The sequence below is a fragment of the Chryseobacterium sp. JJR-5R genome, from assembly GCF_034047335.1.
Classification (GTDB): Bacteria; Bacteroidota; Bacteroidia; order Flavobacteriales; family Weeksellaceae; genus Chryseobacterium.
In genome coordinates, this window is sequence record NZ_CP139137.1 from 3,443,818 (window position 1) to 3,457,071 (window position 13,254).

General features: G+C 39.6%; 12 protein-coding genes. All 12 read right to left on the bottom strand.

The features are described from left to right. Positions 1-44 precede the first annotated feature (44 nt). Complete coding sequence (locus tag SD427_RS15120) at positions 45-1,379, bottom strand: trigger factor (protein ID WP_320558628.1); 1,335 nt, start codon at positions 1,377-1,379, stop codon at positions 45-47. A 145-nt stretch (positions 1,380-1,524) separates the two neighbouring features. Beyond that, complete coding sequence (locus SD427_RS15125) at positions 1,525-2,112, bottom strand: hypothetical protein (protein ID WP_320558629.1); 588 nt, start codon at positions 2,110-2,112, stop codon at positions 1,525-1,527. 18 nt (positions 2,113-2,130) lie between these two features. Further along, the gene (locus tag SD427_RS15130; RefSeq protein WP_320558630.1) at positions 2,131-4,524 is read right to left on the bottom strand and encodes a TonB-dependent receptor; all 2,394 of its coding nucleotides are present in this window, start codon (positions 4,522-4,524) and stop codon (positions 2,131-2,133) included. 160 nt (positions 4,525-4,684) lie between these two features. Beyond that, positions 4,685-5,041, bottom strand: a complete 357-nt coding sequence (locus SD427_RS15135; RefSeq protein WP_320558631.1) for a hypothetical protein — start codon at positions 5,039-5,041, stop codon at positions 4,685-4,687. A 135-nt stretch (positions 5,042-5,176) separates the two neighbouring features. After that, positions 5,177-7,105, bottom strand: a complete 1,929-nt coding sequence (locus SD427_RS15140) for an ABC-F family ATP-binding cassette domain-containing protein (RefSeq protein ID WP_320558632.1) — start codon at positions 7,103-7,105, stop codon at positions 5,177-5,179. A gap of 178 nt (positions 7,106-7,283) precedes the next feature. Beyond that, entirely contained in the window at positions 7,284-8,627 is a 1,344-nt protein-coding gene (locus tag SD427_RS15145) for a DUF2235 domain-containing protein (protein WP_320558633.1), read from the bottom strand. Between the two features lie 134 nt (positions 8,628-8,761). Then, positions 8,762-9,439 (bottom strand): response regulator transcription factor, encoded by a 678-nt coding sequence (locus SD427_RS15150; protein ID WP_320558634.1) that lies wholly within the window; start codon positions 9,437-9,439, stop codon positions 8,762-8,764. Beyond that, positions 9,408-10,241 carry a sensor histidine kinase gene (locus SD427_RS15155; RefSeq protein ID WP_320558635.1) on the bottom strand — a complete coding sequence of 278 codons (834 nt, stop codon included), beginning with the start codon at positions 10,239-10,241 and terminating at the stop codon, positions 9,408-9,410. Before SD427_RS15155 ends, SD427_RS15150 begins: the two co-directional genes overlap by 32 nt. Continuing rightward, positions 10,187-10,795: a hypothetical protein gene (locus SD427_RS15160; RefSeq protein ID WP_320558636.1), complete on the bottom strand. Its 609-nt coding sequence runs from the start codon at positions 10,793-10,795 to the stop codon at positions 10,187-10,189. Before SD427_RS15160 ends, SD427_RS15155 begins: the two co-directional genes overlap by 55 nt. Before the next feature lie 18 nt (positions 10,796-10,813). Continuing rightward, positions 10,814-11,545, bottom strand: a complete 732-nt coding sequence (locus SD427_RS15165; RefSeq protein ID WP_320558637.1) for a hypothetical protein — start codon at positions 11,543-11,545, stop codon at positions 10,814-10,816. 77 nt (positions 11,546-11,622) lie between these two features. Then, positions 11,623-12,240: a DUF5715 family protein gene (locus tag SD427_RS15170; protein WP_320558638.1), complete on the bottom strand. Its 618-nt coding sequence runs from the start codon at positions 12,238-12,240 to the stop codon at positions 11,623-11,625. 440 nt (positions 12,241-12,680) lie between these two features. Continuing rightward, the gene (locus SD427_RS15175) at positions 12,681-13,229 is read right to left on the bottom strand and encodes a hypothetical protein (RefSeq protein ID WP_320558639.1); all 549 of its coding nucleotides are present in this window, start codon (positions 13,227-13,229) and stop codon (positions 12,681-12,683) included. Positions 13,230-13,254 lie beyond the last annotated feature (25 nt).

Consider the following 13,254-nt stretch of genomic DNA (forward strand, 5'->3'; position numbering starts at 1 on the left):
ACCGGATGGCCGGTGGTTTTTCAAATATTTATAATAAAATAAGATTACTTCTTAAGTTCTTCAAGAAACTCGTCGTGAGAAATGGCCGTTTCTTTCTTCGTTGCTTTTTCAAGGATAACGTCTTTCAGCTTTGTCATGGCTACTTCAGAAGAGATCTGTCTTACCTGCTCCTGGTCTTTCAGCATTTCAACCGCATATTTCTGGATTTCCTCATCACCTAAGTGGTGGATTCCGTAGATGGCCAGCTGGTTTCTTACCAACTGCTCTGCCTGACCTAAAACATCTGCATAATCTAACTGGATGTTGTTATCCGTCATCAGTTTTCCTTCGATGATCTGATGCTTCAGCTGGTTTTTCTCAGATTCAAGGATTTCTTTAGCCTGGTCTTCGGACTGGATATTCTGGTTAGAGAACAGCAACCATTTTACTAGGAATTCTTCAGGAAGCTTTACCTCTTCTTTTTCAGAAACCTGCTCCAATACTTTGTTCACAAAATGAACATCTGCATTCTGCTGGAAATATTCGTCCAATTCTGATTTTACTTTTTCTTTAAGCTCTTCTTCAGACTTGATGTTCCCTTCGCCGTATACTTTATCGAAAAGATCCTGGTTAAGCTCACCAAGGTTCAGAGAATAAAAATCTTTTACTTTTACCTCTACTTCATTGTGGTGTAAGTGCTCAGCTTCTTCTTTGGAGAATCCTAATTCCTTAGCCAATTCTTCATTACCGGCAAGCGTCTCTTTGCTTACTTTTACAGAACCGTCCATTTTCAGGTCTTTCACCAATTGGAAAGCTTCTTTGTTTTCAGCAGTAACGGTAACGTTTTTCGGCTGGTGGTGGTGCTCTCCTTCAGCATTTTCTTCAACAACCTGAGAAACTTCCAAAGCGATATAAGACTCATCGGTAATTTCTTCCTGAGGAACCTGCTCCGCGAAACGCTTCTGCATGTTTTCAATACTCTTGTTGATTTCTTTTTCAGAAGCTTCCACTTTGTAGTGAGGGGCTTCGTATTTAGCTAAATCTATAGTGAATTCAGGCTCATATCCTACTTCGAAAGCAACTTCCAGCTGATCTGCATTGTAATCGAACTCATTCACTGGCTGAGGAACCGGCTGACCAACCAATCTTAGTTTGTTGTCATTAACATAGCCGTTCAGAGCATCAGAAACCTGCTTGTTGATTTCCTCGAATGCAATACCTGCTTCATATTGTTTTCTAACCATACTCAAAGGCACTTTCCCCTTTCTGAAACCGGGAACCTGTGCGTTCTTAGCATAATTAATCAATTGCTTTTCTACTTTATCTTTGTAGTCAGATTTCTCCAATGTTACTGTAAGCAATGCACTTACATCATCATGGTTTTTTGCGGTAACCTTCATTATTGATTAAAATTTTAGGTTGCAAAAATAGGAAATTTTTATCAAAATCACCCATTTAAACTCAACTTAAAAGCTAAATAGTGTTAAATAAAAACCCATTGAAACAATCCAATGGGTTTTTGCTAACAAGATTAAGGATAATATATTAATTGGTAATATTATAATTTGCCTGTGCATCTGTTTCTCCTCCGGTGTGAGCTCCGTATACCACGCCGTTTCCGCTTACTGAAGAAGCTTCGGAAACCGTTACGGGTTCATGGAACAAGGTAAGTACCAGCTGGGCCGGCGCAGAAGCATTTTTTACCGCTTTATTTACCACCCATTTTGTTTTGAGGCCTACTCTGATTCCGCCTTCTCTGGTAGAGCTTGCATCATCCGTACGGGTCAGGGTAATATCAGAATTCGGGAAATTATAGACTAAAAAGTGTTCGTCTTTTGCATCTTTGATTTCCTGTGTGGCATCTTCATTCCCGTTCTTGAAAATAACTTCTACATTATACGTATGCCCGTTCGTTACCTGAACATTAGGATTGGTTGTACTGTTTACCTGATAATCATAAACCACAGAAGTTCCTGTAGCTTCATCCGTTACCTTCAAAAGAACATCGGAAAGTTCTTCCTGAGGAAGGTCATCTGCTTCATCATCGCTTCTGTTACAAGAGGTTATGCTAAAAGAAGCTGATAATAACAAAAGTCCTGCGATCAATGTTGTATTTTTAAAAATATTTTTCATTTTTTTTGATTTAAGTAATTAAAATTGATATTTAAGCGTTAAAATAAAGTTTCTTCCCATTTCATCGGAAAAGAAACGAAGCCTGTTCAGATAGTCTCTGTACGACTTGTTAAAGACATTACGGACTGAAAAATCAATTCCGAAATTTTTAGACAGACCTACTCCGGCCTGAAGGTTCCAGAGCGAGTATCCGCCCGGAGGCGTGGAAATATCCACTTCCTGGTTATAGGCATTTCCATCAGAATCAAACAACCTGATCGGAACATTGTAAACAGGAAACCGGGTTTGCTTCAGATACGTATTGTTACTTATATTGAAATAAAAGTTCTTCCATTCCTTTTCACTGAATTCCAATGCATTATTAAAATTCGGCGGCATCATCATAATCAGAGGCACATCATGCGTAAGATCCTGTCCGTATACATAAGATGCACTTCCTTTGTATCCTAAATGATCCATGATTTTAAGCTGGACATCAAGGTCCACCCCATACATCTTTGCATCAATCTGTTCATATTTATACACTACAAAAGCGCCTCCCCACTGCGTATTCTGGTAGCCTGAAGGAATTTCATTAATAAAATTTCTGGTGTAAAATAAATATGGATTTACGGAAACGTTCAGCCCTTTCAAGAAATCGGCTCTCACGTCAGCCACCAAATTAAACTGGTTCCCCGTTTCACTTTTAATCCTCAGGTCTCCCCTTTCAATGATCGCTGCCGAATGGTGAAGGCCGTCTGCAAAAAGTTCAGCTACATTAGGAGACCTCGAAACCCTTGCATAGTTGAATTTCAAGTCAAAATACGGAGAAGGACGGTAAACGATCCCTGCATTTGCCGAAACGTTATTGTAACTTAACGACGGTTTTGTAAGAATCCGGTTCTGGTTTACCCTTACTAAAAAGTCTGAATAATCTGAAGCATAAAGCCTGTTCCAATCGCTCAGGTCATACCATTTCGTGACTTCATAATGGTCAAAATCATACCTTCCTCCCAATTCCAGGTCTAATGTTGGAACAATCTTATATTTCAATACAGAATAAATCCCGGCATAATACCTGTCATAATTCGGTACGAGGCGGCGCGCTTCAGTCTGTGTATTGGAATAATTATTCTGATACCCTGCATTGACTCCTGATTCCAGGTTCCATTTCCCCCGCTCTATGATATGATCAATATTCAGATCATTGGTAATCAGCTCCAGATCCAATGCCGGTTTTTTACTGAGTTCTTCTCCCCTGCGGATATCGAATTCTTTTCTGTGATTATACTGGAGGCTGTATGTGGCCGTAATCTTTCCGAAATCCTTAAACCTCTGATAAGCGGAAATTTTAGCAATATGATGTTCAATATCCTGCCTAGGGTTATCAATATCATAACTGAAATCCCTCTGATAAATCGGCGCCGGCGAGGTAAGAGCCAGCCGAAGGTCTTCGGAATTTCCGACATGGGAGCTTCTCAGAATCCCTACCGAACTTTTTGTCAGATAGTAATCAAAAGAAAAACCTTTATTGAAAGTCATCTTCTGAACCCCGAAATTAAACCCGGAACTTTCAAGCCCTGTGTTCATCAAGCCGTAATCAGGAGCCTCAAGATCACCGAGTTTCTTAAAACTTCCGTTTGTTTTAACCGCCCAGCCGTTCGCCCAGGTCTTTGCTACTTTCACGTTCAGGTCTCCGCCCTTTCCGTTGGAAATCCCGGAAAGAGAAACAAGCCCCATAATGGTGTCTTTCTTAGGCAGGACCTGTGGCTGCAAAACCACAACGCCGCCTACAGCCCCGCTTCCGTACTTCAAAGCAGATGCTCCTTTGATCACATCGATATGTTCAAAATTATTGACATCTACATTCGGTGCATGTTCCACGCCCCATTCCTGTTCTGCCAGCTTAACGCCGTTGTTAAGAATAGCCACCCGGCTTCCGTAAAGGCCGTGGATAATGGGTTTTGCAATATTATTTCCTGTTTTAAGAACATTTACGCCGGAAATATGGGTGAGCAGGTTGCCCAGGTTTTCTGTAACATTCCGTGAAATGGCAGACTGGTCAATCGTCTTTACGACCATGCTCCCGTTATTCCTGTGGCTTCCATGTACAGTTACCGTTTCAATATCCTCAATATGGTGTTCAAGGGTAATCTTCAGATGCATGTCCTGTGTAACTCCTATATTTTCAGTATAATCATTACAGTCAGCATGCTTGGCGATAAGTACATATTTCCCTGCAGGAATTTTTCCGAATGAAAACTTACCGTTTTTATCAGTCCGTACAGAGAAATCCCCGATTTTCACCACGGCATTTTCCAGCATGGTTTTATCGTGAAAATCCTGTACAGTCCCTTCCACAGCATAGGCCTGCTGTGCATTTGTCAATGCAAACCCGCAAAGGATAAGCATAAAACTATAGATCAATTTCATTGTTAAATAGATTGATGGTGTACTTTATAAAGTACTTTTCCGTAAAAAATTATTGAATGGATTATTTTCTGCACAGCATAATACACCGTGTATCATTGTAATGGGCGATGGTAAGAAAACCAGTGCTCAAAACATCAGTATAATCCGAAGAATCTGTAAATTACGAAATAGCGGGAGGACCCCGGAGCTGAAAGGTGAATTTGGTCTGTGACCAGACTTTTTCCTGAACTGTAATGATCTGTTTTACTTCATGCGTATCGCTTTCAAAGGTAAAACTGAACTCTTCAGGAACCAGAGTATGCCCTGTGGCCAGGAAATGACAGGCCAGACAGTCTCCGGCTTTTTCTTTTGCTGTATTTTTCACCATTGTGCTTTCCGTTTTTTTCAGGTTGAAACCTTTAAAAGTATCGGTTGAATCGTGGTGGTGAAAACTTTGGGAAAACAGCGCCAGAAAGTATATTCCAAACAGGAGTTTGGAAATAAAACTTTTCAGATTTCTGCTTTCTTTAAAAACCATGGATCAAAATTATAAAAATAATTTAAAAAAGCACATTAAAGTTTGCTTAAATGCGCTTTTAAATTATTTGCAGTATGTTGTAGAAGTAAATTTCTTTTTAAAGGATTCGACAATAAACAGTTCACAATCAGAAAATTAAATAATCTGGGTCCCCAAGTATTCCCATTCCTGTAAGGCCACATCCAGCTCTTCTTTTGCTTTATTGTAGGATTCCAGGGTTTCATCAGACGGGTTTTCTTTGGTAAATGAGGCTTCCATCTGTTCTATCTTTATTTCAAGCTCAGAAATCTGTTCTTCTACTTTTTTAATCTTATTCTGGATGTTTTTCTGCTCCTTGCTTACGATTACTGAAGACTGGCTGTTGTTTTCTGCAGGTTTTTCCGCTTTTTTAACCTCAGCTTTAGGTTCATCACCGCGAAGTTTCGCTTTTTCCGCAGAGATTTCCCTGATGCTCTCTTTCTGCCTGAACTCAAGATATTCATTGATATCACCCAGGAATTCTTTCATATGCCCGTCACGGAATTCATAAATCTTGTCACAGAGGCCCTGCAGAAATTCCCTGTCGTGAGAAATGACAATTAGCGTACCTTCAAATTTCTGAAGTGCCAGCTTAATGATTTCCTTAGACTGAATATCCAGGTGATTGGTAGGCTCATCCATAATCAGCGTATTGAACGGGCGCAAAAGCAGTTTACACAGTGCCAGACGGTTTCTTTCCCCTCCGGAAAGCACTTTTGTCTTCTTGTTGACCGCTTCCCCCTGGAAAAGGAAAGATCCTAACAGATCCCTTACTCTGGGCCTTGTTTCTTCGGTTGCCGCATCTTCGGCTTCTTCCTGGACGGTTTTATTGGGCGTTAAAACTTCCTCCTGATTCTGTGCAAAGTAACCGATATTTACGTTGTGGCCTAAATTCCAGGTCCCGGAATGGTCTTTAATATCGCCGGCAAGAATTTTCGCCAGCGTTGTTTTACCTTGTCCGTTCTGTCCTAAAAGAGCAATCCTGTCGCCACGCTGGACGATGAAGTCTACATCATCAAAAATCTGCTTCTGCCCGTACGCTTTCCCCAGGTTTTCAGCCTCGAAGATTACTTTTCCGGGAACTACAGACTGAACGAAACGGATATTGAATTTTGACACATCTTCATTATCCACTTCAATACGATCTATCTTATCCAGTTTTTTGATCAATGACTGGGCAAAAGATGCTTTGGTAGCACTGGCACGGAACTTATTGATATTGTCTTCCATCTGCTTGATTTCCGCATCCTGGTTCTTTTTTGCCTGGATCAGTTTTTCACGGCGGTCTTCGCGCATTACCAGATATTTGGAATAATTGGCCTTGTAATCATCCACTTTTCTGTTATTCACATCAAAAGTCCGGTTGCAGACAGCGGTCATAAACTGTTTATCGTGACTTACCAGAAGGATCGCTCCGGGATAATCTTTCAGAAAGTTCTCCAGCCAGATAATGGATTCCATATCCAGGTGATTGGTAGGCTCATCGAGAAGCATTAAATCATTTTTCTGAAGAAGCAGTTTAGCCAGTTCGATCCTCATTCTCCACCCGCCGGAAAATTCGTCGGTTATTTTATGGAAATCATCTGCTTTAAAACCTAAACCGAACAATACTTTTTCGATATCACCTTCCAGATTATAGGCATCATGATGCATGAGAAGGTCATTCAGATCGGTCATTCTGTTAATCAGATCTGTATAAGCATCGCTTTCATAGTCGGTTCTTACCGTCATCTGATGATTTATTTCTTCCAGTTCTTCTTTCCATGCATTGATCTGTTCAAAGGCCTGCATGGTTTCATTCCAAACCGTTCTTCCCTTCACGAAATCAAGATCCTGCTTTAAAAAGCCGATGGTAATGTTTCCTTCGGGGACCACATTTCCTTCGTAGAATGTAATTTCTCCGGAAAGTATCTTTAACAAAGTGGATTTACCGGCACCGTTTTTACCGACCAATCCAATTTTATCATCTTTTTTGATTGTGAAATTCACATTTTGAAACAGATAATTTCCTGAGTGATGTAATCCTAAACCTTGAACCGAAAGCATGTGTAAATGAATAATTAAAAGTGAATAATGTCTATTGAATATTTCAAGGCGCAAAAATACGCAAAAAGAAATGAATCGCAGGCATTAAGATCAGGGATCGGCTTAGAATTAATATTAAGAATAAAAAGAGCTGCCCGTTAAAGACAGCTCCACACCTAAATTTAAAACTGAAAAAGTACTAACATTTGTTATAAAGGTTTTCTTTAATCAATATCGTACGACTCCAATTATCGTTATTCGGAGTATTCATGCCGTATGCATAATCTACTACAGAATTTTCCACATGATGTATTTCTGAGCGTAATTTCAACTGGTTTGCACTGAACTGGTCGTCAGAATGTGTAGGCACATTCAGTCCGTTATTAATAAATTCTGCATGGGCCCCTTCTTTTGAATGAATCAGACCGGCATGGAACAACCCGAAATTAGCCGAAATATGGGTGTAATCCACCAGTTTTTCGTAACTGTACTCCGGTTTCAGTTCCGCAGAAAGATTTTCTGCATAAGCCTCCAATGCGCAGTAAAGTTCTGCCAGATACGGATGCTTTTTTTCGTCTATCAGAAAATCGGATTCACTAAAATCATCGATAAAGACCTGATGATCAAGGTTGGATTCTTTCACCATTAATCTCCCGTAGATCCTGGAAATCTCACTGTATACGAGATCTCTTTCAAGATATGCCTGGGAAAAAAAATCTCTCCGCTCTATGTTTACCTGCTCTAAAAGATGATCCCAGATGCTTTTCCCGGCTGTACCGGCTGATGTTTCCCTGATGTTTTCCACATAGGAAACAAGTTCATTGCTGCTGACAAAATCAGGAGAGATATATACGGATTCTGAACCTTCCAAATAACCTCCGCCAACGTCCGCATGGGCTCCGGGAACAAAAATTTCCTTCCACACAGCATTTTTCCTTTCATATTTTGTGTCTGCCAGTTCCCGGGATTCTTCAAAAAATCCGGTTAGCGGGAAAAAATACCGGCATTCATTCAGAGAACAAAGGTGAAGTGCTTTTTCTATCAAAGGTAAAAGGGTAACATTATATTCACTGAAGGCAGAAGACTCCACGGTATCAAAAACCCCCAGAAACTTTACTGTAATATCCGCCTGCATGGCTGGCTCCGGCTTCAGCAGCTCGTGGCAGAAATGCCTGGCCAGCATAGCACCCCTGCTGAATCCGTAAACGTACAATGCATAGCTCCTGTTTTTGTCAGCCGTTAAGTTTTTGATAAAAGAAAAGGCCTTTTCAAGCTTATCATCGGAAGAATAACCCTGGGATTTCCCGGGATTGCGGCAGGTAGCCATTGCAAAATCGCTGTCTTCCTGATCCGTTACCGTCCCTATTCCTTCAATATATATTTTCTCATCACCATCAAAAAGCCCAAACATCTTATAGATATTGGTTGCATTGCCGTAATAACTTTCATTATTAGACTGAGGCTTCCGGGAAGCTGTTGCGTTGATCCCGTTGTTTCCGGTTCCGTCGAAAAAAATTCCGACAGTGATGATATTATTTTTCATCTACTTTGTGGCTTTATCTTTAATTTTCATTAACAGTTTAATGCTTATTAAATGAATTCCTCAAAGTAACGGTGAAAAAGAGCAGGATTATAGCGTATAAAGTACCAAATAAAAAATTCCGTATTTCTACGGAATCAGATTTTATCTAAGGAGTATATATTATTAATAATGGCATAGATTACAATTCCGACGGTATTTTTAGCCCCTATCTTTTCGACAATCCGCTGCCTGTGGCTTTCTACGGTTCTCGGGCTTATAAATAATTTCTCGGCAATCTCGTTGTTGGTGTATTCCTGGCAGATCAGCTTTACAACATCCTTTTCACGGTCTGAAAGTTCGTCATCCATATCAAAAAGCGTCCTTTTTTTGGTAGGGCTGTTCATGTAGGAAAAGATCATCTGATGGTCTTCGGGCGTGAAGAAAATCCCGTTTTTATACACCATGGTGATTGCTTCTATAAAAGCGTTTCTGTTTGAGTTTTTAGGCAGGAAGGCCGATACTCCAAGTTTCACCATATATCCCAGAATGGTTGTTTTATAGTGTGAGGAAAGGATGATGATCTTGAGGTCCGGATACTTTTCTTTCAGGATCTCGACCAGTTCAAAACCGTTCATGGGCTGCATCTGAACATCCACCAAAGCAATATCGGGGAAATCTTCCTTTGAAACGTTCTCTAAAATCTGTAAAAAATCCGGCCCGTTGTTGGATGTGAAGCCGACAGTAATATTCTGCTCGGATGACAGTAACATCTTTACGCCTTCAACGATCAGCTGTTCGTCATCAATCAGTGCTATTTTGATCTGGAAATTCATTGTTGTATGGAATTTTAATAATTAAACGGCTGCCTTCATTTAAAACATTTTTCCATTTGTAGGCCGCATTCATGGATTTTATTCTGGATTCGATGTTCTTTATTCCCATTCCTTTTTTCACTTCTTCATATTCAAAACTCTGGCCGTTGTCTGAAATAACCACCCCGAGGTAATCTTTATAATCCTTAATATAAATCCGGACTTTTGATGCTTCCGAATGCTTCAGGACATTGGTGGTAAATTCCTGGATGATCCTGTACAGCTGTACTTCTATAAATATATTTTTCTTCTGGAATTTCGGGCTTACAGTCAGCGAAATATTGATTCTCCCGGACAGGTTGGCAATCAGTTCCTCTATGTACAATACCAGCCCTACGGCCTCCAGGTTGACGGGATACAGGGAATGCGAAATGCTTCTTGCGGAATCGATCAGGGAAGACATCTGTGTTGTGATATTTTTCTTGATCAGCTCATCTCCTTTCGTATCCAGGTTGTTCAGCCATAAGGAAAGGATGTTCAGGCGGTTCCCTATGTCATCATGAATCATTACGGCAATCCTTTTTCTTTCGGATTCCTGAGCCTTGATATTTTCCAGGGCCAGTTTTTTCTGATGCTGAACTTCCGCTTCATACTGTGCTTTTTTTTCCCTGATAATTCTTTGGATAAAGCTTCTGTACGCCAGGAGAATAAAAGACATGATGATTACCAGTACGGCAATCAGTGCAATGAAAAAGGTGATATTTAATGTTATTTCTTTAATTTTAAAAAGGTATAAATCATGGATATATAAAGAAACGCACAAAGAATATTATTAATACTCCAGATAAGTTCGACCTGTTCCGTAGTAAATTTGGGCAGCTGACGAATGAGGAAAAAAAGGAAAACCGATAATCCGTAATAAAGAAAAATCAGGCTGTCTGCCGGAATAAACCGGTCATCATTCCTGGTGTTCTTAATTTCCATCAGCAGGGCATAACCGGCAAAGCAGATGATGATGATGTTGGAAATTACTTTTTTTACTTCATTTGGAATAATCCCCAGATCCAGCAGGAAAAAGCCTGCCAGCAAAGCAACCGGGATATAGCAGATCCGGGATAAGCCCAGTTTTTTGATGAAGAGGATTCCCAGAACCAAAAAGTCCCCGGCAACATAATAAGGAAACAGGAAGCCTAAATCATTTACATTAAATAACTTAATAGAAATCTTGGCTGCAGCTTCTATTAAAAAAAGAAAAATGATATAATATAGATACCATTTTTCTGTATTTTTAAAAGATCTGTACTTTAAAAGCCCGATAAAAGCACAAATTACAAGTAAGCTATTATTGAGATAAAGTATTATCTGATAAACATCCACAATATTTTAGGTTAAAAATTACATATACTTACATATCGGAGGACATGGCTCCGACCAGTCATAGGTATTGGAGATTCTTTCAATGCTTCCCGTATTCTGAAGATCCTGATAAAAGGAAATAAAAATAAGGGTAGGCAGGATTCTCTGGTATACATCAGAAAATTTAAGCCCGAATGAACAGACGATGTTCGTAAGCCCCGGTTTTGAAGGAATCAGGTCATTTGAAGGCACATAGAACCTTTTGAAAATCCTGTTTCCGCCAAACTCATCGCACTCTCTGAAGAACCAGCTAATCCCGTCGTTTCTCCAGGATTCTATTGCTGCTACTGCTTTGTCCTGATCCATCATCGGCTTACCGGACACCGGGAAGTACATATCGGAATTACCGTCTACTTTTCTAAGGTCTTTAGAAAGAACGGCATTTTTTACAACCGTATACGCTTCGGTCTCCACCAGCCTCAAATCCCTATCCAGTTCATTGAGCGTGCTGTAAGCATAATTATCTGCATAGATTTTTCTTCCGTCTACATCCATCGGATAAAGAATAGCCACCATCTTGTTTTCATAAATTCCTATCTGCGTACAAAAGTCGCTGTTTTTATTCAGCTTCTTCATCCAGTCAACTTCATCAGCATCAAAATTAAAAACATAATTGGTAGGAATCAGATTTTTTATCATTTCAAAATTCCTACAGCAGTTAGTCCATTCGGCAATCGCTATTTCACATTGTTCCCTGTTCAGTGTATTCATATTTCACGGTTTTTGTGGCATAAAAATATGTAAACTAAATTATCTGTGCAAGTATATCACGCGCAATTGAAAACCTGTTAGTAATTTCTTACGGTTATATGGAAGCAGCTTTGCTGTTTTTCTTTGATATAATAAATCTTTCCGGCATCGGCATAATATTTCAAAACCTTTTCCAAAGCTGTTTCCAGCTTAGCATTATACTTTAAAACATCATTAAACCGGACGTATGAAATATCGAATGAGTTGCCGTAATTATGTGAGCTGATCCCCAGGGAAGCATTGGTATTAACTTTTCTTAACCTGCACTGGTCTTCCAGAGTCCTGGTAACGGAAGAAACGGTAAATGCATTCCCTTTAGTTTCTTTATTGAAGCGCTTCCCTATTTTTTCCAGCATCAGCTTCGCTTTGGCTACCATCCACGGCCGGCTGTAATCAAGTTTATAAATACGGTAGCCTTTCCCCGAGTTTTTTACTTTATGAAGTTTTCCGTTGTTGATATATTTCGTTACTGTTTTCGGGTTTTCAAGAAGTTTGACTCCGAATTTTTTCGAAGCATCCAGGTGGGGTTTATACAGGGAGGTAGGTGTCACCTTTAAAACTTCTGTCAAATCATAGCATGGCAGTGATTTTCTGGAAACCTGACTGCAAAAAACATGATAAAAAAAGAATGGGATGATGTACAGAAGCTTGTTCATTAAAGATCCTTTTTGAATTTAACGTAAAAATACATTTTTATGCCTAAAAAATCATCCACACCATACCATAATATTTTATAATTAACTATTTCACAAATAAAATGAACATTAAACAGATGTTCTGTATCAGAAAAGAAAAAAACAGGTAAAATAATTATTCATCAGTAATCACAGTAGCAGACAGCATTACAGGTGTGATCTTCCTGAGATACCTTCATATTCGGCTTAAGTGCAATTGCTAAGGCTTACGATACCGTTAGTCACATTTCAGGATGGCTGCATCAATCCTTCTGTTTTACCGGCAATGGAATGAATGGCTGCAGCCGGAATACTGTACGTAATCTTTATCAATCACCTAGGTACAGTACCGAACTCTTATCTGGTATATCGTTTAATTTTGTCTGAATTTTTGGTTGGGGCCGTTTTTTTCGACAGGATTTTTATTTTAATTTTTTGAGATCGAAAGGATTTATGAAAATCAGTTCTTCATGTTTACCTTTGATTTCCAGTTTCCTCTGCAGTAAGTTCAGCGCCATTTTCCGGATGAAGAAATCTTTGTCAACCAGCTTCCAGTAAGAATCTTCATGTACGCGTTTCGGAGCGCGGATCGTATAAAATTCCGTAACCCAGGAATCTGCATTGTGGTAAAATTCAATAATTCCGCAATGATCAGGGATCAGCGAATGGTCTACCATTCCCATCGGAAGCAGGAAACTGAACGCATTGCAGATGTAATCTCCGCAGCATATTTTATCATGTTTCAAAAACTTTTCTCCCGTATTGACATTGGTGTAGGATTTTTTAAAATCATTTTTAAAATCGCTTTTTGAAAGCTTGATCTCAATCTCATGGCTGAAACCTTCGGCATCAACAATAAGTATATCCGCTTCCCAATCGGCATGGAAATGATTGGTCAATACAATTTCCTTCTCAAAATTGCAGTGAGAATGCATAAATGCATGAACTAATTCTTCAATTTTCACTTTCATAAATACTAAATCTGGACGTTAGGAA

What these genes read in the sequence shown, in the direction of transcription:
- SD427_RS15120 (WP_320558628.1), bottom strand. Translation starts at nt 1,379, where the DNA reads ATGAAGGTTACCGCAAAAAACCATGATGATGTAAGTGCATTGCTTACA.
- SD427_RS15165 (WP_320558637.1), bottom strand. Translation starts at nt 11,545, where the DNA reads ATGAATACACTGAACAGGGAACAATGTGAAATAGCGATTGCCGAATGG.
- SD427_RS15170 (WP_320558638.1), bottom strand. Translation starts at nt 12,240, where the DNA reads ATGAACAAGCTTCTGTACATCATCCCATTCTTTTTTTATCATGTTTTT.
- SD427_RS15145 (WP_320558633.1), bottom strand. Translation starts at nt 8,627, where the DNA reads ATGAAAAATAATATCATCACTGTCGGAATTTTTTTCGACGGAACCGGA.
- SD427_RS15125 (WP_320558629.1), bottom strand. Translation starts at nt 2,112, where the DNA reads ATGAAAAATATTTTTAAAAATACAACATTGATCGCAGGACTTTTGTTA.
- SD427_RS15150 (WP_320558634.1), bottom strand. Translation starts at nt 9,439, where the DNA reads ATGAATTTCCAGATCAAAATAGCACTGATTGATGACGAACAGCTGATC.
- SD427_RS15135 (WP_320558631.1), bottom strand. Translation starts at nt 5,041, where the DNA reads ATGGTTTTTAAAGAAAGCAGAAATCTGAAAAGTTTTATTTCCAAACTC.
- SD427_RS15140 (WP_320558632.1), bottom strand. Translation starts at nt 7,105, where the DNA reads ATGCTTTCGGTTCAAGGTTTAGGATTACATCACTCAGGAAATTATCTG.
- SD427_RS15130 (WP_320558630.1), bottom strand. Translation starts at nt 4,524, where the DNA reads ATGAAATTGATCTATAGTTTTATGCTTATCCTTTGCGGGTTTGCATTG.
- SD427_RS15175 (WP_320558639.1), bottom strand. Translation starts at nt 13,229, where the DNA reads ATGAAAGTGAAAATTGAAGAATTAGTTCATGCATTTATGCATTCTCAC.